This window comes from Pararhizobium qamdonense (assembly GCF_029277445.1).
GTDB classification, from domain to species: Bacteria; Pseudomonadota; Alphaproteobacteria; order Rhizobiales; family Rhizobiaceae; genus Pararhizobium; species Pararhizobium qamdonense.
In genome coordinates this window covers 3,534,873-3,553,669 of record NZ_CP119566.1, presented here as the reverse complement: position 1 = coordinate 3,553,669, position 18,797 = coordinate 3,534,873, and the positions used below count along the sequence as shown (strand labels likewise).

At 60.6% G+C, this 18,797-nt stretch carries 22 protein-coding genes and 2 tRNA genes; 11 read left to right on the top strand and 13 right to left on the bottom strand.

Annotated features, from left to right (window positions below; translation table 11 throughout):
* The first annotated feature begins 161 nt into the window (after positions 1-161).
* The gene (locus tag PYR65_RS17450) at positions 162-1,784 is read left to right on the top strand and encodes a diguanylate cyclase domain-containing protein (protein ID WP_276118892.1); all 1,623 of its coding nucleotides are present in this window, start codon (positions 162-164) and stop codon (positions 1,782-1,784) included.
* A gap of 133 nt (positions 1,785-1,917) precedes the next feature.
* Positions 1,918-4,584 carry a pyruvate, phosphate dikinase gene (gene ppdK / locus PYR65_RS17445; RefSeq protein ID WP_276118891.1) on the top strand — a complete coding sequence of 889 codons (2,667 nt, stop codon included), beginning with the start codon at positions 1,918-1,920 and terminating at the stop codon, positions 4,582-4,584.
* A 6-nt stretch (positions 4,585-4,590) separates the two neighbouring features.
* Here the strand turns inward: ppdK and PYR65_RS17440 are convergent, their stop codons facing one another.
* Together PYR65_RS17440 and PYR65_RS17435 are read right to left on the bottom strand one after the other, a co-directional pair.
* The gene (locus PYR65_RS17440) at positions 4,591-5,007 is read right to left on the bottom strand and encodes a type II toxin-antitoxin system VapC family toxin (protein WP_276118890.1); all 417 of its coding nucleotides are present in this window, start codon (positions 5,005-5,007) and stop codon (positions 4,591-4,593) included.
* On the bottom strand, positions 5,004-5,255 hold the full coding sequence (locus PYR65_RS17435) for a type II toxin-antitoxin system Phd/YefM family antitoxin (protein ID WP_060638433.1): 252 nt from the start codon (positions 5,253-5,255) through the stop codon (positions 5,004-5,006). Before PYR65_RS17435 ends, PYR65_RS17440 begins: the two co-directional genes overlap by 4 nt.
* A gap of 254 nt (positions 5,256-5,509) precedes the next feature.
* Here PYR65_RS17435 and PYR65_RS17430 point away from each other — a divergent pair, with 254 nt between their 5' ends.
* Positions 5,510-5,752 (top strand): DUF1902 domain-containing protein, encoded by a 243-nt coding sequence (locus PYR65_RS17430; RefSeq protein ID WP_276118889.1) that lies wholly within the window; start codon positions 5,510-5,512, stop codon positions 5,750-5,752.
* 6 nt (positions 5,753-5,758) lie between these two features.
* Positions 5,759-5,953 (top strand): type II toxin-antitoxin system HicA family toxin, encoded by a 195-nt coding sequence (locus PYR65_RS17425; protein WP_276118888.1) that lies wholly within the window; start codon positions 5,759-5,761, stop codon positions 5,951-5,953.
* Positions 5,954-5,993: 40 nt separating this feature from the next.
* On the opposite strand, the gene PYR65_RS17420 is transcribed toward PYR65_RS17425, so the two are convergent.
* The 4 genes from PYR65_RS17420 to PYR65_RS17405 form a co-directional block, all read right to left on the bottom strand.
* The gene (locus tag PYR65_RS17420; protein WP_276118887.1) at positions 5,994-6,836 is read right to left on the bottom strand and encodes an alpha/beta fold hydrolase; all 843 of its coding nucleotides are present in this window, start codon (positions 6,834-6,836) and stop codon (positions 5,994-5,996) included.
* Positions 6,837-6,986: 150 nt separating this feature from the next.
* Positions 6,987-7,238 carry a hypothetical protein gene (locus PYR65_RS17415; protein ID WP_060638432.1) on the bottom strand — a complete coding sequence of 84 codons (252 nt, stop codon included), beginning with the start codon at positions 7,236-7,238 and terminating at the stop codon, positions 6,987-6,989.
* A gap of 38 nt (positions 7,239-7,276) precedes the next feature.
* A complete protein-coding gene (locus PYR65_RS17410; protein ID WP_276118886.1) occupies positions 7,277-7,654 on the bottom strand; it encodes a hypothetical protein in 378 nt (125 codons plus the stop codon).
* A 2-nt stretch (positions 7,655-7,656) separates the two neighbouring features.
* Positions 7,657-7,929 carry a hypothetical protein gene (locus PYR65_RS17405; protein WP_276118885.1) on the bottom strand — a complete coding sequence of 91 codons (273 nt, stop codon included), beginning with the start codon at positions 7,927-7,929 and terminating at the stop codon, positions 7,657-7,659.
* Between the two features lie 57 nt (positions 7,930-7,986).
* On the opposite strand from PYR65_RS17405, the gene PYR65_RS17400 reads away from it, so the two are divergent.
* Positions 7,987-8,895 (top strand): DUF1499 domain-containing protein, encoded by a 909-nt coding sequence (locus PYR65_RS17400; protein ID WP_276118884.1) that lies wholly within the window; start codon positions 7,987-7,989, stop codon positions 8,893-8,895.
* A 9-nt stretch (positions 8,896-8,904) separates the two neighbouring features.
* Here the strand turns inward: PYR65_RS17400 and PYR65_RS17395 are convergent, their stop codons facing one another.
* The 4 genes from PYR65_RS17395 to PYR65_RS17380 all read right to left on the bottom strand — a co-directional run bounded on the left by PYR65_RS17395 (position 8,905) and on the right by PYR65_RS17380 (position 11,739).
* Positions 8,905-9,789 (bottom strand): LysR substrate-binding domain-containing protein, encoded by an 885-nt coding sequence (locus tag PYR65_RS17395; protein WP_276118883.1) that lies wholly within the window; start codon positions 9,787-9,789, stop codon positions 8,905-8,907.
* A 260-nt stretch (positions 9,790-10,049) separates the two neighbouring features.
* Positions 10,050-10,505 carry a thiol-disulfide oxidoreductase DCC family protein gene (locus tag PYR65_RS17390; protein ID WP_276118882.1) on the bottom strand — a complete coding sequence of 152 codons (456 nt, stop codon included), beginning with the start codon at positions 10,503-10,505 and terminating at the stop codon, positions 10,050-10,052.
* Positions 10,505-11,431, bottom strand: a complete 927-nt coding sequence (locus PYR65_RS17385; protein WP_276118881.1) for an MBL fold metallo-hydrolase — start codon at positions 11,429-11,431, stop codon at positions 10,505-10,507. The genes PYR65_RS17390 and PYR65_RS17385 overlap by 1 nt, the downstream gene beginning before the upstream one ends.
* 11 nt (positions 11,432-11,442) lie before the next feature.
* Complete coding sequence (locus PYR65_RS17380) at positions 11,443-11,739, bottom strand: cupin domain-containing protein (protein ID WP_060638426.1); 297 nt, start codon at positions 11,737-11,739, stop codon at positions 11,443-11,445.
* A gap of 396 nt (positions 11,740-12,135) precedes the next feature.
* On the opposite strand from PYR65_RS17380, the gene PYR65_RS17375 reads away from it, so the two are divergent.
* The 3 genes from PYR65_RS17375 to PYR65_RS17365 all read left to right on the top strand — a co-directional run bounded on the left by PYR65_RS17375 (position 12,136) and on the right by PYR65_RS17365 (position 13,900).
* Positions 12,136-12,209 (top strand) — tRNA-Gln (locus tag PYR65_RS17375).
* A 174-nt stretch (positions 12,210-12,383) separates the two neighbouring features.
* Positions 12,384-13,226, top strand: coding sequence for a S1 family peptidase (locus PYR65_RS17370; protein WP_276118880.1), 843 nt, complete (start codon positions 12,384-12,386; stop codon positions 13,224-13,226).
* A gap of 491 nt (positions 13,227-13,717) precedes the next feature.
* Positions 13,718-13,900, top strand: a complete 183-nt coding sequence (locus PYR65_RS17365) for a YegP family protein (protein ID WP_060638425.1) — start codon at positions 13,718-13,720, stop codon at positions 13,898-13,900.
* Positions 13,901-13,974: 74 nt separating this feature from the next.
* On the opposite strand, the gene PYR65_RS17360 is transcribed toward PYR65_RS17365, so the two are convergent.
* Positions 13,975-14,385 (bottom strand): hypothetical protein, encoded by a 411-nt coding sequence (locus PYR65_RS17360; RefSeq protein ID WP_060638424.1) that lies wholly within the window; start codon positions 14,383-14,385, stop codon positions 13,975-13,977.
* A 376-nt stretch (positions 14,386-14,761) separates the two neighbouring features.
* On the opposite strand from PYR65_RS17360, the gene PYR65_RS17355 reads away from it, so the two are divergent.
* The 3 genes from PYR65_RS17355 to PYR65_RS17345 all read left to right on the top strand — a co-directional run bounded on the left by PYR65_RS17355 (position 14,762) and on the right by PYR65_RS17345 (position 15,934).
* A tRNA-Pro gene (locus PYR65_RS17355) sits at positions 14,762-14,838 on the top strand.
* Between the two features lie 264 nt (positions 14,839-15,102).
* Positions 15,103-15,582, top strand: a complete 480-nt coding sequence (locus PYR65_RS17350) for a DUF2938 domain-containing protein (RefSeq protein ID WP_276118879.1) — start codon at positions 15,103-15,105, stop codon at positions 15,580-15,582.
* Positions 15,583-15,652: 70 nt separating this feature from the next.
* Entirely contained in the window at positions 15,653-15,934 is a 282-nt protein-coding gene (locus PYR65_RS17345) for a hypothetical protein (RefSeq protein WP_276118878.1), read from the top strand.
* Positions 15,935-16,299: 365 nt separating this feature from the next.
* Here PYR65_RS17345 and cysN read toward each other — a convergent pair whose 3' ends face one another.
* Positions 16,300-17,805 (bottom strand): sulfate adenylyltransferase subunit CysN, encoded by a 1,506-nt coding sequence (gene cysN, locus PYR65_RS17340; protein ID WP_276118877.1) that lies wholly within the window; start codon positions 17,803-17,805, stop codon positions 16,300-16,302.
* Positions 17,805-18,758, bottom strand: coding sequence for a sulfate adenylyltransferase subunit CysD (gene cysD, locus PYR65_RS17335; RefSeq protein ID WP_276118876.1), 954 nt, complete (start codon positions 18,756-18,758; stop codon positions 17,805-17,807). The genes cysN and cysD overlap by 1 nt, the downstream gene beginning before the upstream one ends.
* Positions 18,759-18,797: the final 39 nt, after the last annotated feature.

Here is an 18,797-nt window from a genome sequence, read left to right as displayed (position 1 = left end):
GAATTATTAGCATTTTCTAAATTATGAGCAAAGATGGTATGGCTATACCCCGCCACAATCCATTGGCGTAAGCGTCCGGTAAGACATTCTTTTCATATCTGGGCGCACACTTTCACCAGCGGCCTTCTTGGAAGGCCTGCCGGTCGCCGGGGGGATGAACCTTGACGGATTTCACGGGCGCAGATGCGTTGATGCTGTTGGAGGCCGTGCCCGTGGCGTCGCTGTGCGTCAATGCAGGCGGCATCATCGTTTTTGCCAACGGCATGGTGACGGCCATGGCCGGTGGCGGGCCGGGGCTTGTGCGAACGCCGGTCTCGCGGCTCCTGCCGGAATGGCACACTGTCTCCAGCGGATCCGCCCCATCCTTTCGCCGCGAAACGCTGCTTTTGCGCTGTGATGGCAGCATCATTCCCGTGGAGCTTTCGGTCGTGCGGTTCAGCGAAGCCCTGACGGGCGTCGTCATCCGCGATCTCATCGATGAACGGTCGATGGAAACGATGCGGCTGGAGCTTGAGCGGCAAAACGAGGAGGCGCTTCTGGAGGCAAGGGCTGCGCACCGGCGGCTCGGTTTCTTCATCGACATGCTGCCGCAGGCGGCCTGCGTCTTCGATGCCGAGGACCGCTATATCCTGTGGAACGAAAAATATGCAGCTTTGTATCCGGAGATCGCCGGTTACCTGCGTCCCGGAATGCCCTTTCGCGAAATCCTCGAAATCAGCCTGGCCAGCGGCGAGATGCCGGAACTGGTCACGGATCCGCAACGCTGGCTTGAGGAGCGGATGCGCAAGCACAGGCTGCCGGTCTCGCAGGAAGAGCAGATGCTGCGCGACGGGCGCTGGCTGCGCCACGACGATCGCCGCACGCCCGACGGCGGCGCCATCGGCATGCGCATCGATATCACCGATCTCAAGCATCGCGAGGAATCGTTCCGGCTTCTGTTCGATGCCAACCCGATGCCAATGATGGTCTGCGATGCCGTGACGCTGGATATCGTCGCCGTCAACAGCGCGGCAGTCCGGCTCTACGGTTTCCCGGCCGAAGCCATGCCGCAAAAACGCGTCACCGATTTTCACAGCGGCAGCGAGGGCGAGCGGCTGGGCACCATGCTGCGCGGGCTGGAGGGCGATTGCGAGGCCCGCACCGTCTGGCATCAGAAAGGGGCCAATGGCAGCGAACATCACGTCCTGATCTATGTGCGCATCATCAATGATGGGCCGTCACGGCGGCTGCTTTTGACGATTGCCGATGTTAGCGACCGCATCCGGGCCGAAGCGCACGCCACGCATCTGGCCCATCACGATCCACTGACCGGCCTGCCCAACCGCATGCAGTTTCGCCAGAAGCTCGAATCCGCATTGGAAAGGGCGGCCCGCGAGGGCGAGGAACTGGCGGTCCACTATCTCGATCTCGACGGCTTCAAGCCGGTCAACGATACGTTCGGTCATGCGGCCGGCGATCTCCTGCTGAAACAGGTTGCCGAACGGCTGAAATCAGTCCTGCTCAATGGTGATCTGGTGGCACGGCTGGGCGGTGACGAATTCGCCATCCTGCAGCATGCCTCGGCATCGAAGGCGGCCGATATTGCCGACCGCTGCATTCTGGCGCTCGGCAAGCCCTTCGGTATCGCCGACCGTCAGATCGGCATCAGCGTCAGCATCGGCATTGCGGTGGCGCCCGGCAACGGCTTTGATCCCGACGAGCTGATGAGCGCTGCCGACACCGCCCTGTACCAGGCCAAGGCCGGCGGCAAGAGCACCTGGCGCCGCAGCAGCTCGGCAGCTTAGAGCCTCGTACGATCAATGAGACAGGTTTTGTGATGATTTTGCTGCAATGCAGCAAAATTCCGCCACCGGTGCATTTTAAAGCCGAAAAGGATACTGTAACGTGCGGTGGGAGCCGTATGGGTGGAGAAGTGGCATGATGAAGTGGGTTTATACCTTCGGCGGGGGAGAAGCCGAGGGAAATGCGGGCGATCGCGATCTCTTGGGAGGCAAGGGGGCCAATCTGGCGGAGATGTGCAATCTCGGCCTTCCCGTGCCGCCCGGCCTGACGATCATCACCGAAGCCTGCGGCAGATATTACGCCGATGGCCGCAGCATTCCTGCCGAACTGAAGGCGCAGGTCTCGGCCGGTATCGAGACGATGCAGGCGATCACCGGCCGCGTGTTTGGCGATACCGAGCGCCCCTTGCTTTTGTCTGTGCGCTCCGGCGCCCGCGCCTCGATGCCCGGCATGATGGATACGGTGCTCAATCTCGGCCTCAACGATGCGACTGTGCAGGCGCTTGGCCACGATGCCGGTGACGCCCGGTTTGCCTGGGACAGCTACCGCCGCTTCATCCAGATGTATGCCGATGTGGTCATGGGTCTCGATCACGAGGTCTTTGAGGAAATCCTCGAGGATGAGAAGGGCCGTCTTGGCCATGAACAGGACACCGAGCTTTCCGCCGTCGAATGGCAGCACATCATCTCGCTCTACAAGCGCGTGATCGAGGAGGAGCTTGGCGAGGCGTTCCCGCAGGATCCCGAGGTTCAGCTCTGGGGAGCGATCGGCGCCGTCTTTGCCAGCTGGATGAACCCGCGCGCCATCACCTACCGCCATCTGCACAATATTCCCGCCGCCTGGGGCACCGCAGTCAACGTCCAGGCCATGGTCTTCGGCAATCTCGGCAATACGTCGGCCACCGGCGTCGCCTTCACCCGCAATCCCTCGACCGGCGAAAACGAGCTTTACGGCGAATTCCTCGTCAATGCGCAGGGCGAGGATGTCGTTGCCGGCATTCGTACGCCGCAGAATATCACCGAGGCCGCCCGCATCGCGTCGGGCTCCGACAAGCCCTCGCTGGAAAAGCTGATGCCGGAAGCCTTCGAAGAGTTCCAGGCGATCTGCGACCGGCTGGAAGGCCATTACCGCGACATGCAGGACCTTGAATTCACCATCGAGCGCGGCAAGCTGTGGATGCTGCAGACACGGTCCGGCAAGCGCACCGCCAAGGCGGCGCTCCGGATCGCCGTCGATATGGCCGAAGCCCGCACCATCACGAAGGATCAGGCGGTCTCCCGCATCGATCCGGCCTCGCTCGATCAGCTGCTGCACCCGACCATCGACCCGCGCGCGCGCCGCGACATCATCGGCTCCGGCCTGCCGGCGTCACCAGGGGCGGCCACCGGCGAAATCGTCTTCACCTCTGAAGAAGCGGTGCTTGCCAACAAGGAAGGCCGCAAGGTCATCCTGGTGCGCGTCGAAACCAGCCCGGAAGACATTCACGGCATGCATGCGGCCGAAGGCATTCTCACCTGCCGTGGCGGCATGACCAGCCATGCGGCCGTGGTCGCGCGCGGCATGGGCATTCCTTGCGTCTCGGGCGCCGGCAACCTGCGGGTCGATGCCCGCAACGAACTGCTGATCGCCGCCGGCATGACGCTGGCCAAGGGCGAGGTCATCACCATCGACGGCTCGTCCGGCCAGGTGCTGAAGGGCGAAATCCCGATGCTGCAGCCGGAACTCTCGGGCGATTTCGGCAAGATCATGGCCTGGGCCGATGCCAGCCGCCGCATGACCGTGCGCACCAATGCTGAGACCCCGGCCGATGCGCGGGCCGCCCGCTCGTTCGGCGCCGAGGGCATTGGTCTATGCCGCACCGAGCATATGTTCTTCGAGGGCGAGCGCATCAATGTCATGCGCGAAATGATCCTGGCGGCCGACGAGGCGGGGCGGCGGGTCTCGCTTGCCAAGCTCCTGCCGATGCAGCGCTCCGATTTCACCGAGCTGTTCTCGATCATGCACGGCCTGCCGGTGACCATCCGCCTGCTCGATCCGCCGCTGCACGAATTCCTGCCGAAGACCGATGAGGAGATCGGCGATGTCGCGGCCGTACTTGGCATGAACCCGGCGGAGCTGCGCCAGCGTGTCGATGCGCTGCACGAGTTCAATCCGATGCTCGGCCATCGCGGCTGCCGCCTGGCGATTTCCTATCCGGAAATCTGCGAGATGCAGGCCCGCGCCATCTTCGAGGCCGCCGTCGAGGCTGCCCGCGAAACCGGCGCGGCCGTCGTTCCCGAAATCATGGTGCCGCTGGTCGGCCTGAAATCCGAGCTGGATTACGTCAAGGCCTGTATCGATGCGGTGGCAAAGGAGGTCATCGGCGAATCCGGCATCGGGATCGAATATCTCGTCGGCACGATGATCGAGCTGCCGCGCGCCGCCCTTCGCGCCCATGTCATCGCCGAAAGCGCCGACTTCTTCTCCTTCGGCACCAACGACCTGACGCAGACCACTTTCGGCATCTCGCGTGACGACGCAGCCCAGTTCCTCAATACCTATATCCAGAAGGGCATCGTCGAGAAGGATCCGTTCGTCTCGCTCGATTTCGATGGCGTCGGCGAACTCATCCAGATCGCCGCCGAGCGCGGCCGCCGCACCAAGAACGGGCTGAAACTCGGCATCTGCGGCGAGCACGGCGGCGATCCCGCCTCGATCCGCTTCTGCGAGGAAACTGGCCTCGACTACGTCTCCTGCTCCCCCTTCCGCGTCCCCATCGCCCGCCTTGCCGCAGCACAAGCCGCCATCAACGGCAAGGGGTGAGGGGGCTCAACTCTGCGGCAGGACGGTGACGCCGGAGTGCCGGGCTGCCTGCGCAAGCGCCCTGTCCAGCGTTGCCAGCGGCAGCCGTAGCCGCTGGGCAAGTTCCAGATAGGCAGCGTCATAGACCGTCAAGCCGTGCAGATCGGCAAGCGTCACCGTTGCTGACCAGGCATGGAGGCGGGTTTCTTCGTCGGTGACAATGTCCAGCTTCTGTAGATAACCGAGAAACTGGTCCCGTGCTTGGCTCGCAATACGCTTCCGGCGCACGGACACACAAAGACTGTTGGCAACTTCCAGATGCCAGAGAGCGGGCACGATGGCGCCGTTCTGGATGACCTGGTCGAAGACATCAGCGATTGCCGGTGTCTGTTCGTCCTCAAGCAAAAAGGCGAGTGTCGCCGAGCAGTCGAGAACCAAACTCACCGGCGGCCCTCATCGCGATATTGCTTCCACTCGTCCCATTCGAATGCGCCAAGCTTGATGTCTTTCGCCAGCGCCCGGATGCCCTTCGCGGCCTCGATGGCAGCCGTCCGATCCTGCAACGGTGTCTCCCTAATCATCCGCGCGACAGGTTTGCCATGCCGCGTGATCACGATTTCCTCGCCATTCTCGACAAGGTCAAGAAGCGTGCCGAGCGTATTCTTCGCCTCAAAGGCTCCGATCTTGCGCATCCGAATTCTCCTCGGGAAAAACCTAGCTGAGCTAGCTTAATCCCGTAACGTGCTACGAGCAAGCTGCCAAGGGCCAGCAGTCAGACGTGAGGCAAAGACAAGCTGTTTCAATCCACGCATGAATCAGAGTTGCGTTGTCGAACAGACTGAAGCTTTTTCTCTGTAAGGCCAAGCGGGCTGAAAATTGACTTGAGAAATCCTATATCCTAACTGTCTGTAGCAATGCCGGTATTCAACTCTCCAGGGAGACCTCCGTGAAGCATGTCTCAATCATCGTTCGCGCTATTTGGGATGAAGAAGCCAGTGTCTGGGTCGCGACGTCAACGGATATTGATGGTCTTGCAGTTGAAGCGGATACGATGGAATTGCTGGAGCCGAAGATTTTGGCGGCGATCTCCGATCTGCTTGAATTGAATGACATATCCTCTGATCTCAGCGAAATTCCCGTGCACATCATGTCTGAACATCTGACCAGCGTTGCCAACCCGCGTTTCTGACCGCCAATGTCTAGCTATTTGCGCGACCTCAAGGATTTGCTGATGAAAGCCGGTTGTCACTATGTGAGGCCCGGCAAGGGCGATCACGAAATTTGGTTCAGCCCGATTTCCCAGCGGCATTTCACGGTCGATCATGGCGTTAAATCGCGCCATACTGCCAATGAAACGTTGAAACAGGCCGGCTTGCGGAAGGCTTTCTAGTCAGTTGACAGCACCTGCCGGCCTTACCGCTGTCATATTCCTACCGATCAATAAAATCCCGCACCGCTTTGTTATAGCGTTGCGGGTCCTGCAGCATGGCGAAATGGCTGGTATCCTTGAGGATGATCAGCTTAGCGCCGGGGATCGTGCTGGCCAGATAATCGGTATGCGCGCGGCTGATCGCCTCGTCATGGTCGCCCAGAACAATGGCGGTCGGGGTGGTGATCTTCTTCAGGTCCTCGTCGCTCCAGTTCGGCTGGCTTGCCCACATATTGCTGATCTGGGTGACGAAGGCGTCGTATTCGGTGGGTGTCGGGGAGATCTTTTTGTAGACCTCGCCGGCTTTCTCGATGTAGCTGGCAAAGGTCTTGTTTTCCATCACGGTCGGGATCACCCCGTCGATCTTCGAATTGGCGGCCTGGGCAAACAGTCTGGTCAGACGCTCCGGATGATGGATGGCGATGTCGAGCCCGATAATGCCGCCGTCACTCCAGCCGACAATCGCTGTCCTGTCGATCTTCAGGTAGTCGAGCAGCGCCAGATAATCCGACGACATCAGGTCGTAGCTATAGGGTTCGGCATTGCGGGTGGAGCGGCCATGGCCGCGGCTTTCGGCTGTGATGACGGTGTGATCCCTGGAGAGATCGGCCACCTGCGCGCCCCAGACATCGGCATAGCCAAGGCCGCCATGGATGAGGAGCACCGGCGGTCCGGAGCCGTAGACGGCATAGTACATGTTGATGCCGTTGACCGGTGCCGCGCCGGTCTTGTCCGTTTTCGGCAAGGGGGCGGGGTCGGGCAGGTCCTGCCAGCGCTCGGCGGCGAGCGCCGGGATGGCGGAGAGCAGGAAAAGGGCGCAGACTATTTTCAGCATGGCTTTCATGGAAAATCTCCCGATCGGTTTCATGCACCATCATAGGCGCCAATCCGCTTTGCCAAAGCAAAAGCCTGCGCCTAACGGCGCTTAATGCGGAATTTTCTTGCAAGCCGCTTGGCGGTTCTCGAACGATTTCAGCGTGCGAGGCTCTAAAACTTATCGGAGAATAACCGGCCGGTTCCAGCCCCAGAGCATCGGGTCGTTGCCGTAGCGCAGCGAGCGCGATTCCGCCCGGCGGTCGAGATCGATGCGCTGCAGGCAGGTGGCAAGTGCATCGGTGCCACGGCGAAAACCGTAGGACAGGCAGGTTTTCTCATCCGCGGCGCGGCGCTCCTGCGGGGTCAATGTGGTGCAGCCGGCAAGCAGGATGCCAAGGGCGGCGAGCGGCAGGATCTTCCGGATAGACATGCTGATACCTTGAAGGATTGCAGACTGCGCTCTGTCTATCAGATACGCTGCAGCACATCCACAAAGGCTTCGGCGAAATTCTTCAGGTCCGCCGTCGTCTCGTCCGGCGTCTCGATACGGATCTTGTTTCCGCCGGTTTCCAAGCAAGCAAAGATCGTCGCCATGGTGGTGCTGCCATCCTTGGGAATGCGCAGCACGGCGATACGGTCACAATCGGCAACCAGGCCGGAGGCGGGCAACTCAAACAGAAGCGCGCCATCGATGGCGCCAACAGCCGCACGCACATGGGCGGAAAAACCGTCCGGCCCTGTCGTGAAACCGTCCAGCGACAGTTCAAGCTCGAGCAGTTCCATGGTCAGGCCGGGGTCGGCGGCCGGCATTGCCTTTTGCGTGGCGGTCATTTCGGATGATAGCATGCTCACTCTCCTTTCAAGCCGCAGTGAAAAAAGACTTCCCGCGCGCTTGGAAATTCCGATGTGTGTGCAAACCCGTTCCACGCCCCATGAACCGGAAAAACACCGCTGATCCCCATCTTTAAGACTTGATCATGGAGAATGGCGAATTTGCGGCATGTTAGCAAGAGCGGATGTTTGCGTTTCCGGGCAGCCGAACCCGCTGCAACGCCCACATCTCTGCCACGATCCCCGGTAAAAACCACTTCACCGCTGTCGTCATCAAGCTTTCGTTTCAAGATGAAGCGCTCTAAACAGGAGGTTGCCTTATCCGGCCAAGGGATTGATTCTGCCAGATGATGATCAAGTACGAGCGCCCTCCTTCTGCCGCCGCCCGCTGGGCGCGCCGGATCGCCCGCTTTGCCTTCGGTCTCTTTGTCGGGGCCCTGCTGGCACATCGATTCGGTCCGCTCGTCACGCCGCATTTCGTGGCGTTGATGGTGCTGTCGGCCGGGCTTGCGGCGCTTGCGGTCGTGCTTGCCATGATCGGCCTTGTCCGCTTCTGGCAGGTGGCCGCCATGGGCGGCATCGCATCTTTCGTGGCCCTGGTCTATGCCGCCGTGCCGCTCGCCGCTGCGGGCTACGGCCTGGCCGAATATTTCTCAAAGCCCGCCATTTACGATGTCAGCACCGACACGGTGACGCCGCCGCCCTGGATCAAGCCGCCCAATGCCGCGCAGGGCTGGCTGAAGCGATCACCCGAGGTGACGCCGGCAGACCGCGAGGCGCAGGTGCTGGCCTATCCGGGACTGACCGGCCGCCGCTACGATGGCGCGCTCGACCGCGTTTTCGAAGGGGTGAAGAAAGTTGCGGAACAGTCGGGCATAACCATCATTGCCGAGGAGGGCGTTGAAAATGCCAGGGCCGATCTCGAGGACATGGCCGTCAAGCCTTCGGACGCCGCACCTGCCGATAGCGACCCCGACGATGTGCCGATCCCGCTGCAGCGCCCCGAAATCGTCACCGGCGAGATGCCCGTTGGCCGGCGCGCCTCCGATATCCTGCTGCAGGGCGAATGGCAGACGCTGATGACAGGCCTGCGGTTCGATGTGCTGATCCGGCTGCGCGAAGAGGCCGAAACCACCTTCGTCGATATGCGTGTCGCCGCGCGCTATGGCGGCCATGATCTGGGCTTGGGCGCCGAATTCGCCGATCAGTTCCTGCATGCGCTCGATGCCGAATTGCTGGGGATCGCCGGGGATTGATCGGCCAGGTCAGCCCGTAAAATAGCCGTCCATCCATGCGGCAAAGGCCACCGCCTGCGGCGAGAGCTGATCGAAATCGCGCGCCACCAGAAAATAAGCTCCTTGCGGCACCGAGAGCTCGAACGGCTGGATGACGCGCCCGGCGTCGAGATCGTCCTGCGCCAGAATGGCATCCACCAGCGCAATCCCGTGGCCGCGCATCGCGGCCTGCAGGGCCAGCGCGCAATCGGCAAAGATCGGGCCGCGTATCGCCTCTGCGGACGGCGTCAGCCCGGCAGCTGCAAACCAGCGGGTCCAGACATCGCGGTTTTCCTCATGCAGCAAAATATAGGACAACAGATCCTGCGGCGTTTCGAGTGGCATTGTCAGGATGTCCGGCGATACGACCGGGATCATCGCGACCTCGCAGAGCTTGCGCGCTTGCACGCGCGGCCAGGCCGTGGCCTTGGCGCTGTGGCGGATCGCGAGTTCTGCCGCATTGCCGCGAAACTCCACCAGCCGGGCCTCGGATTCCACCGAGACGTCAATCTGCGGATGTTGCGCGCGAAAAGCTGCGAGATGCGGCACCAGCCAGCAACTGGCAAAGGCAGGCTCTGCATTGACGGTCAAAAGGGCCGGCGCCGTTGCTGCGCGGATCTCTTCCAGCCGGTGATCGATCGTATCGAAGGCCATCGCCAATGTTTCGAGCAGCCGCGCCCCCTCAGGGCTGAGGCGCACCTTGCGATGATGCCGGGTAAACAAAGCTGTTCCCAGCAGCGCTTCCAATTCGCGCACCTGCCGGCTGATCGCGGCCTGCGAAACGAACAGCTCTTCCGCAGCCAGCGTAAAGCTCTCCAGCCGTCCCGCCGCTTCAAAACTGCGCAGCGCCGTCAGGGGTAGTCGTCCGCGCTTCATCGCATAACCTCAAGTCATTCGAAGCCGACAATAAGCTCGTTTGTCCGCAGCGGGCAAGCGGGATCACACTCAGCCATCGATATCACAAGGACGACGCCGATGAATGCAATGCTGCGACTATGGATGGACGTCATCCGGCTTTTGACCCTGCAACCGAGGGCTTGTTCCGATCCGGACGGCAGGGCCAAGCGCTATAGCGAACGATCAGGGAGGCCAGGCGGCTGTTGATCCAGGCCGGAAACCGGAAAAGGCCGTGTTGCTCATGCCAGAAACCGGGCCCGGTGCTCCGGCGAAGGCACGAAGCAGGTGTTTCGGCGGCCGGCGATCCGGTAGCGGTTGCGGGCGATCCATTCATAGAGCGGGTCGCGGATGCTTTTCGGGATGAGACGCAGGATGCCAGTCAGTTTCCACGGAAAGCCGAGCCCGGCGGCCAAACGCAGCGAACCTTCGGATTTCAGATAGGCGATGCCATCGGCAATCAGGATGTTGGTCTCGTAATCGCGGCTGTCGAGGCCATAGTGCCGGTAGAGCGCTTGGCCAAGCGGCGATTGTGCCGTGATGAAGCGGTAGCGGCCCTGCCGGTCGTGCCGCAGGACGAAATTCACCCAGCCGGAGCAGAAGATGCATTCGCCGTCAAAGACGAGGATGGGGTGATCGTCGGCAAAATCCGGCACTGCCGGATCGTTGCGGTAGCTATAGGCCGGCCGCAATGGCATCAGCGCGTCCCGCCCAGCCGGAACGCCCCGGCCAGCGACGGCGCGCCATCGGTCTTGACCTCACCGCGCTCGATCAGGTCCTCCAGATGCGCAAAGACCGAAAGCGCTGCGGCCCCATGCAGCCGTGGATCGGTGGTGGCGTAGATCACCTTGACCATGTCCATGATATGGCTGTCGCCGGCCCGCACCCGTTCAAACACGGCGCGCTCGCGCATTCGCCGGTGGGCGCGCAAACCCCGCAGGAACGCCGCAGGCTCCTTCACCGGGCCGCCATGGCCGGGCAGGTAGAGCCGGTCGTCGCGGCCGAGCAGCTTTTCCAGCGACGCCATGTAGTCGCTCATCGATCCATCCGGCGGCGCGACGATCGAGGTCGCCCAGGCCATGACGTGATCGGCGGAAAAGACGATGCCGGTATCATCCGGCGTGCCGAGCGCAAAGGCCGCATGGTTGGCGGTATGGCCGGGGGTCAGAAGTGCTGTCAGCGACCAGCCGTCGCCTTCGATCCTGTCGCCGTCGGCAAGTGCGATATCGGGCGCAAAATCCATGTCCGAGCTTTCGGCAAAGGGATTGATCTCGCCTGCATGCAGCGGCCGAGCCGCCCGGTGCGGCCCTTCGGCCACCACGGTAGCGCCGGTCGCAGCCTTCAGCCGTCTGGTCAGCGGCGAGTGGTCGCGGTGGGTGTGGCTGACGGCGATATGGGTGACCTCGCGGCCCTTCAGCGCCGCCATCAGCGCCTGAAAATGCGCCTCGTCCTCAGGCCCGGGATCGATCACCGCCACCGATGAAGCGCCGACGATATAGCTGTTGGTACCATGGAAGGTGAAGGGGCCGGGATTGTTGACGGTGATGCGCTGCACCCCGTCTGCCACCGTCACCGCCTCGCCATGGGCAGGCTTGAAGTCAAGGTCGAAATCCGGACCGTCCATGCCCCGTCTCTTCACTTGTACTCGATTTCGATGAAGGACATGAAATCCTTGCCGGCATTGACGACATTGTGCTCGACGCCGGCCTCGCGCCGGTAGGCCTGGCCCTTGGCAATATCCACCCGCCGCTCGCCGCCCGGCTCCTCCAGAAGAAACCGGCAATCTGTCATCGGGATGACCACATAGCCCATGCCATGCACATGATGCCCGGTATCGGCCCCCGGCTCGAAATCCCAACGGGTGATCCGCACCACCTCGTCATCGAGAAGAACGGTCGGCTTGGCAGGCGGGCGGGCACGAAAAATGCTCATGGAGGTCTCCGGGTTGAAGACCCGACCCTATCTGAGAAAACCGGCAACAGAAACGCATTTCCCGCATCGGCCTTGCGTCTTTTGAGCCAGCCTTGTGTCTTTTGAAAACGGGGTGCGGCACCAGCTTTCCCCGCAGCGCTGCCCCTCACCCTAACCCTCTCCCCGCTCGCGGGGCGAGGGGACGACGGAGCTTGCCGCCTGTCCTTCTCCCCGCAAGCGGGGAGAAGGTGCCCGAAGGGCGGATGAGGGGCCTTTCTACACAGAAGCTTCTCCCGCAACTTTCCCAAGCCTCCCTTGAAAAATACGCTCAAAACCCAAACTTAAACATTGTCGCACGCGTCCGGCTTTGCTAAACCGGCTCTCGATTTGGCAGGGCAATCTGTTCGCGCCAAACGGTGGGGCGTAGCCAAGCGGTAAGGCACTGGTTTTTGGTACCGGCACCCCTGGTTCGAATCCAGGCGCCCCAGCCACGACTATTTTATTAAGCTAAATCAATGACTTGTGTTGCTTTAGAAAAGGCTAGCCGTAACAGTTTTCCGGCGCATATTTTTGGCGCAAATTTTGTCAGTGCGCTATGGTGTTGTTGGGGTAATCGATGCCACTCAAAGTAGAAATAAGCATCGTGGTAAACTTACGAGGTTTGAGTGGCAAAATCGTCGTGGCGTAAAAAATTTAAGAAAAACAGGGCTGAGAAGCCGCCGATTATTTTGCCGCCCCTCCTAGGCACTGACGAGCCAGATAAGTATCTTGTTTTCGACAATGATGGTGGCCGGCCTGACCTCAAGGAGTGCGTAGTTCCGATTTTCTATGTTAGCAAAGCGGAACCGAGAGAGTGGAGGTTCGTCGGCACGGCATTTTTTATTGCTCAAAATTTAGTTGCTACCGCGCGGCATGTTGTCGAAGACATATTTGTAGACAACCATCAGGCACACGACCCTTACATTTTCCAGCGGAGCGGAGAATCCGAGTTCCGTGCTCGGCCGTTAATATCTATTTGCCGATCTGCAAGCGCAGATATCGCCATAGCGCAACTCTCTCCCATCGCCGGACACAAGCACAAGGTATTGCCCCTAAGGGAAACCGAGCCTTCAATAGGCGAGATTACGTTCACTTATGCATTTCCGAATTCAGCCGTCGTTCGGCGTGACGATGGTCAGTTCGATATCGTTATGAACCCCGCTTTTTATCGCGGGACTGTGGTCGAAATATTTCCTGAAGGGCGTGATAGTGTGATGCTGCCTTGGCCGTGCTCGCGGGTGAATTTTTTCATGCATCCCGGGTCTAGTGGCGGGCCGGTTTTCGATGAAGAAGGTCGGGTTTTTGGTGTTAATTGCATGAGCGGAGAGCCTGAGCGCAATGTCGCGTATGTCACCGCGATAAAAACGCTGATCAATACTGCTTTAAACGAGGTTATTTTTGAGGGCGAATTCCATAGAGAACTGCCTTTCGAGCGATTGCTTGAGGCAGGTGTAATTCAGCTATTTTAAGGCGCAACAGTTTCGCGCTTATGCCTCACTGTTGAATTTCGGCTTCCACCCGCGAGCGATGCCACGGCTGAGCAGGCAGGACGCGGTGTAAAGCTCATCATGAAGGAATGCAGCGTCGGCGATCACGTCGCGTAGATGGTCGGCAAGGTTCGCCGCTTCTCATCATCCATAGCAGCATTCCGTAACAGTTCAGAAAAATACGTCAATTAATACAAATCACTATGGGAAAACAAAGGGCTGGGAAGAGTTGGATTATGTTCCAGGTGCCCCAGCCACTTTGTTTTTTCTTCTCTTTCAAACTCCGCAGGTCCATTACACACTTCCGCCGTGGATTTGTATTGAGCCTCCACCGCCCGCGGCAGCTGCCCAAATGGCGTTCCTTAAACCCTCACCAAAACCCGCCATCCTTTCCATCATGTTCAAACTTGCCAACGCCGGTTGCAACTGCCACCTTACACAGGCTTGATTCACGCTGACAGGAGGGGCAGTTCATGGCTCACAAGTTTGAAATCTTCAAAGACAAGGCTGGCGAATTTCGGGTTCGTTTCAAATACAACAATGAAGTGATGTTTGCGACGGAAGGCTATTCGTCCAAGTCGAGCGCGCAGAATGCCATCGAGTCGTTGAAGAAAAATGGCCCCGGTGCGCCGGTCGAGGACAATAGCTCGACCTGAGCAGCTTCCAAAGAAAAGACCCGCCAGCGTTCGCCGGCGGGTCTCTTTAAATCACACATCTGCGCTCGAAATTCTCAACTGGCCTTTTGGCCGGCCAGAAACTCCTCGCACCAGCTCGGGCCGGAGGATTTCTTGACGTCGCCGAGGACCTTGATCGAGCGGATGACATAGTCGGAGGATACGCTGAGCTGGACGGAGCAGGAGAGGAATTCGGTGCGGGCAGCGGCGATCTTCTTGCCCTTCTTGCCGTTTGCACCCTCGGCGAACTGTGCCGGGATCGTCCGCTTTTTGTAGCCGCCCTTCCAGGAATAGACCGTCGTATCGCCGCTTGAGACGTCCGACTGCGGCGGGCCGAAGGCGGCGAAGAAGACGCCGGCGGGCTGTCCGCTCCAGCGGGCTTCGACAGCATTGCGGGCCGGGCCCACGGTGGTGCAGCCGGCAAGCGCCAGCGCAAGGGCGGCGACGGTCATCAAGCGGAAATTCATCTGGTCAGGTCCCTTTGGCTTTCGGTCTCAAACATCGGTTGTCCCGGCGGCGCAACGGGCTGCCGGCCGGGGATTTTCCCTTCAGCCTCTAGCGCTAAACCGATTGAAAGAAAATCGCCGCAACAACTTATCTGCGCGCCTTTGCGCATAAATTTTCAAGCGTTGCCGAAAGGCCCCAGCAGCGCAGGCGGATGGCCGCTGAACCCAGCGTACGCTGCGGCAAAGCTGCGATCCTTCCATCGGCCACAGAGGCGGATTACCCTCTTTTCCAGGGCCATAGCGCCGCCTATCCCGTTGTTTTCAGTCCCTTTGCCGATTTTTGAAATTTGCGCCTTGTGGAAAGGAAAATGCTGTTCTATAGAGGCGCCGCTGGTCACGGAGTGTAGCGCAGCCTGGTAGCGCACGTCGTTCGGGACGACGGGGTCGGAGGTTCGAATCCTCTCACTCCGACCAGCTTATCAAAGGCTTGTAATTCCTCGCCTTTTCCCCCCGCTCAGTTTCAAAACATTTGCCCGCCGTGTCACGCCGGCTTGACCATGCGCTCGCGTGCAGAAAACGCCGATCAGCCTGTATCGCGCTTCACTCTTCCTTGACCGAAAAACGGAGTGTGACTTACAACGGATCGCATCTCTGCGCTATCGCAGATCCCCGTCATATCCCGCGTTCGCTTCGATTATCAGGGGCTCACGCCGGTCCAGCCAGCAGGAACCCTTGCGCATGTTCGATCTTTTCTGGCGTAGCGTGGCAATCGGCATTGGCGGTACGGTGCTGATGGATATCTGGGCACTGTTTCTCTATCTGGTGGCCGGTCAGAGCAAGCCGAACTGGGGGCCGGTTGGGCGCTGGTTCTGGCATTTGCGCACCGGAAAAGTCTTTCACGACACGATCGCCAAGGCCGAGCCCTATGCGCATGAGCAGGCGCTGGGCTGGATCAGCCATTATGCCGTCGGCATCGCCTATGGCATTCTTTTGGTGGCGTTTACCGGGCCTGCATGGCTGGCGGCGCCCACCTTCCTGCCGGCCTGGATCGTCGGCATCGTCACCATCGGCGCCGGCTGGTTCCTGCTGCAGCCGGGTCTCGGCCTCGGCTGGGCCGCCTCCAAGCTGCCGAATGCCAATATGGTGCGCTTCCTCAACTTCGTCTCGCACACGGTCTTTGCCGCCGGGATGTACGGCACGGCACTGCTCTTGGCTTAGAGCCAGATCATTCCTGCCTGCGCCACCGGCATGCTATGGCTGTTGCGAATAACGCGTCTAAGGACATGAGTTGAAAAAGATCGACGACCTCATCGCATCCGTGACCAGCATTCACGACCGCTACAAGGCCGGCCGCATGGAGCGCGAAACCGTGCGCGAATGGGTCCTGGGGCTCGGCGGCTATCCGGCGCCCTATGCGCAACCGCTGACGGATGCCGCCGCCTGGTTCAGGCCGCTGCGCGATATGGAGCCGGATGCGATGAAGGCTACGGATCTGGAAAAGCTGAAGGCGGTTGCCGATGCAACAGCGCAGGCCGCTCCGGCCGGGCTTTCCGTGGGGCGGCTGCGGTAAGCAGGCGGATTGGCTGCGGCTTTGGTGTTTGATCGGGAATTTGAAGGGGTATCGCTGCCCCTTCAGGCTGCTGACAAAGGTCTCATCTCACAACTCTGCAGGCCAACTGGGAAATTGAGCTTGCTCCCAAACTCCCCTCATCCTCCCCTCGGGTTTAACCCGAGGGCTTGTGGCGGGGATACAGTCAGCTCAAGTCATTGAGCTGAAAGAGTTTTTTGACCCGACGGACGTCGGGTCGCTGGATTCCCGCCACAAGGGCGGGAATGAGGGAGGGTAGGTTATCGCTCTCGTCAAACAAGCGTCCACAGGGTTGTCGCAATCTGAAGGGGCCTCGCAGCCCCTTTTATCATAGGCCTTTGGCCGCCTTACCCATCAAGCCCGTTCAGGACGTCGGAGGCCCTGCCGGCGGAGATGCGGCGGATGTCGGCTTCCTCGCGGCGGGCGGCGAAGAGTTCGGTCGCCATCAACTGGTCGGCGAGATCGGCCGGCAGCGACAGGAGAACCCGGCTTTCTTCGGTATGGATGCCGCCCAGCGACGAGCGCTTGGCGGTAATCATGCCGCCGGCCACCGTATTGTTGGTGTCGGGATCGATCAGGATGAAGGCGCCGGTGGTGCGGTTCTGCTCGTAGGCGTCGAACACGGCCTGTTCGTCGAAGGAGAGATGCACCTTGCCGATGGCGTTCATCGCAAGGCCGTCCGTGTGATGGCTCCATTTGCGGCTCTTCAAGTCCAGCTGGCTCGATGGCTGCACGGTGACGCGCTGGCGGCGCGAGCCGCTCTTCAGCCAATAGCGCTTGCCGGGCTGGATGCCGTCCGATTGCAGGGCAACAAGATGGGCATCGAAGGCAAGGCCTGTCTGTGGCTGGCTTTCCAGAGAAACGATCATGTCGCCGCGCGAGACATCGACCTGGCGGTCAAGCACCAGCGTGATCGCATCGCCGGCAACGGCGGCATTGCGCACGAGATCGAAGGTGACGATCTTGGTGACATTGGCAACCATGCCCGACGGCAGGATGACGACCGAATCGCCGGGCTTCACGGAACCACCGGCAACCGTGCCCTGATAGCCGCGAAAGCTTTCGCCCGGACGCGAGACGCGCTGGACGGGCAAGCGGAAGCCGACCGTCTGGGCAGAGCGGACCGTGGCCAGTTCCAGAACCTCAACCAGCGTCTGGCCCTCATACCAGGGCATCGACGCCTTGCCGTCATAAACGACGTTCTCGCCCTTCAGCGCCGACATCGGGATGGCGGTGATCTGGCGCACGCCGAGCGACAGAGCCAGTTCGCGGAACTCATGGCTGATCTGATCGAAGCGGGCGCGGTCATAGCCGACGAGATCGAACTTGTTGACGGCCAGCACGAACTGCTTGATCCCCATCAGCGAGGCGATCGTCGCATGGCGGCGGGTCTGTTCAAGCAGGCCGGTGCGGGCATCGACGAGCAGGATGGCGAGATCGGCGGTGGAAGCGCCGGTTGCCATGTTGCGTGTATATTGCTCGTGGCCGGGCGTGTCGGCGACGATGAAGGAGCGGTTGCCGGTGGCGAAATAGCGATAGGCGACATCGATGGTGATGCCCTGTTCGCGCTCGGCCTGCAGCCCGTCGAGCAGCAGCGCGAAATCGGGCAGGCCGAGATCGTTCTGCTTGCCGCTATCGCGGCGCAGCGTTGCCGCCTGGTCTTCCTTGACCGCCTTGGTATCCCACAGCAGCCGGCCGATCAGGGTGGATTTGCCGTCATCGACGCTGCCGCAGGTAATCAGCCGCAGCGGCCGGGTGTCGCGCACAACGCGCGTGGCCTCAGTCGCCGGGAAGGCGGTCACGGTGCCGGTGGACGGCTCGATCGTGTTTTGAGCGATTGCGGAAACGGTCATCAGAAATATCCTTCGCGCTTCTTCTTTTCCATCGAGCCGGACTGATCGCGGTCGATGGCGCGGCCCTGCCGTTCGGAAACCGTGGCGATCTCCAGTTCGGCAATGACCTCTTCAAGGTTGGTGGCCTGAGACGGAATGGCGCCCGTCAGCGGGAAATCGCCAAGGGTGCGGAAACGGATCGAGCCGTGCTGTATCTCTTCGCCCGGCTGCAATTCGAGCCGCGGATCCTCAGCCAGGATCATCATGCCGTCGCGCTCGATATAGGGGCGTTCCTTGGCATAGTAGAGCGGCACCAGCGGGGTTTCTTCCACCTGGATGTAGCGCCAGATATCCACCTCGGTCCAGTTCGACAGCGGGAAGGCGCGCACGCTTTCGCCCTTGCGGATCATGCCGTTATAGACGTTCCAAAGTTCCGGGCGCTGCGCGCGCGGATCCCAGCGATGCTCGGGCGTGCGGAAGGAATAGATGCGCTCCTTGGCGCGGCTGGCTTCCTCGTCGCGGCGCGCACCGCCGAATGCGGCGTCGAAACCGCCGGCATCCAGCGCCTGGCGCAGGCCTTCCGTCTTCATGATATCGGTAAACAGCGCCGAACCATGGGTAAACGGCGTGACGTTCTCGGCCTTGCCGCGCGGATTGATATGTTCGATGAAGTCGAGATCGTATTTTTTGACGATATCGTTGCGGAACGCGATCATCTCGGCAAATTTCCAGCCGGTGTTCACATGCAGCAGCGGAAACGGCACGCGGCCGGGATAGAACGCCTTGCGCGCCAGGTGAAGCAGGACGGAAGAATCCTTGCCGACGGAATAAAGCATGACCGGCTTTTCGAACTCGGCCGCCACTTCGCGGAAGATGTGGATCGCTTCGTTCTCGAGCGCCTTCAGATGCGGGTCGAGCGGTGTCTTTGCAGTCTGCGGATTATGCAGTTCCGTTTCCGGAAGAGTACTGGGCATTTCAAGTCTCCGGGAGTGTCTGTGAGGCGGGCCTGCGCG

What these genes read in the sequence shown, in the direction of transcription:
- ppdK (WP_276118891.1), top strand. Translation starts at nt 1,918, where the DNA reads ATGATGAAGTGGGTTTATACCTTCGGCGGGGGAGAAGCCGAGGGAAAT.
- PYR65_RS17435 (WP_060638433.1), bottom strand. Translation starts at nt 5,255, where the DNA reads ATGCGCAAGATCGGAGCCTTTGAGGCGAAGAATACGCTCGGCACGCTT.
- PYR65_RS17425 (WP_276118888.1), top strand. Translation starts at nt 5,759, where the DNA reads ATGTCTAGCTATTTGCGCGACCTCAAGGATTTGCTGATGAAAGCCGGT.
- PYR65_RS17420 (WP_276118887.1), bottom strand. Translation starts at nt 6,836, where the DNA reads ATGAAAGCCATGCTGAAAATAGTCTGCGCCCTTTTCCTGCTCTCCGCC.
- PYR65_RS17415 (WP_060638432.1), bottom strand. Translation starts at nt 7,238, where the DNA reads ATGTCTATCCGGAAGATCCTGCCGCTCGCCGCCCTTGGCATCCTGCTT.
- PYR65_RS17410 (WP_276118886.1), bottom strand. Translation starts at nt 7,654, where the DNA reads ATGCTATCATCCGAAATGACCGCCACGCAAAAGGCAATGCCGGCCGCC.
- PYR65_RS17400 (WP_276118884.1), top strand. Translation starts at nt 7,987, where the DNA reads ATGATGATCAAGTACGAGCGCCCTCCTTCTGCCGCCGCCCGCTGGGCG.
- PYR65_RS17395 (WP_276118883.1), bottom strand. Translation starts at nt 9,789, where the DNA reads ATGAAGCGCGGACGACTACCCCTGACGGCGCTGCGCAGTTTTGAAGCG.
- PYR65_RS17390 (WP_276118882.1), bottom strand. Translation starts at nt 10,505, where the DNA reads ATGCCATTGCGGCCGGCCTATAGCTACCGCAACGATCCGGCAGTGCCG.
- PYR65_RS17385 (WP_276118881.1), bottom strand. Translation starts at nt 11,431, where the DNA reads ATGGACGGTCCGGATTTCGACCTTGACTTCAAGCCTGCCCATGGCGAG.
- PYR65_RS17380 (WP_060638426.1), bottom strand. Translation starts at nt 11,739, where the DNA reads ATGAGCATTTTTCGTGCCCGCCCGCCTGCCAAGCCGACCGTTCTTCTC.
- PYR65_RS17365 (WP_060638425.1), top strand. Translation starts at nt 13,718, where the DNA reads ATGGCTCACAAGTTTGAAATCTTCAAAGACAAGGCTGGCGAATTTCGG.
- PYR65_RS17360 (WP_060638424.1), bottom strand. Translation starts at nt 14,385, where the DNA reads ATGAATTTCCGCTTGATGACCGTCGCCGCCCTTGCGCTGGCGCTTGCC.
- PYR65_RS17350 (WP_276118879.1), top strand. Translation starts at nt 15,103, where the DNA reads ATGTTCGATCTTTTCTGGCGTAGCGTGGCAATCGGCATTGGCGGTACG.
- cysN (WP_276118877.1), bottom strand. Translation starts at nt 17,805, where the DNA reads ATGACCGTTTCCGCAATCGCTCAAAACACGATCGAGCCGTCCACCGGC.
- cysD (WP_276118876.1), bottom strand. Translation starts at nt 18,758, where the DNA reads ATGCCCAGTACTCTTCCGGAAACGGAACTGCATAATCCGCAGACTGCA.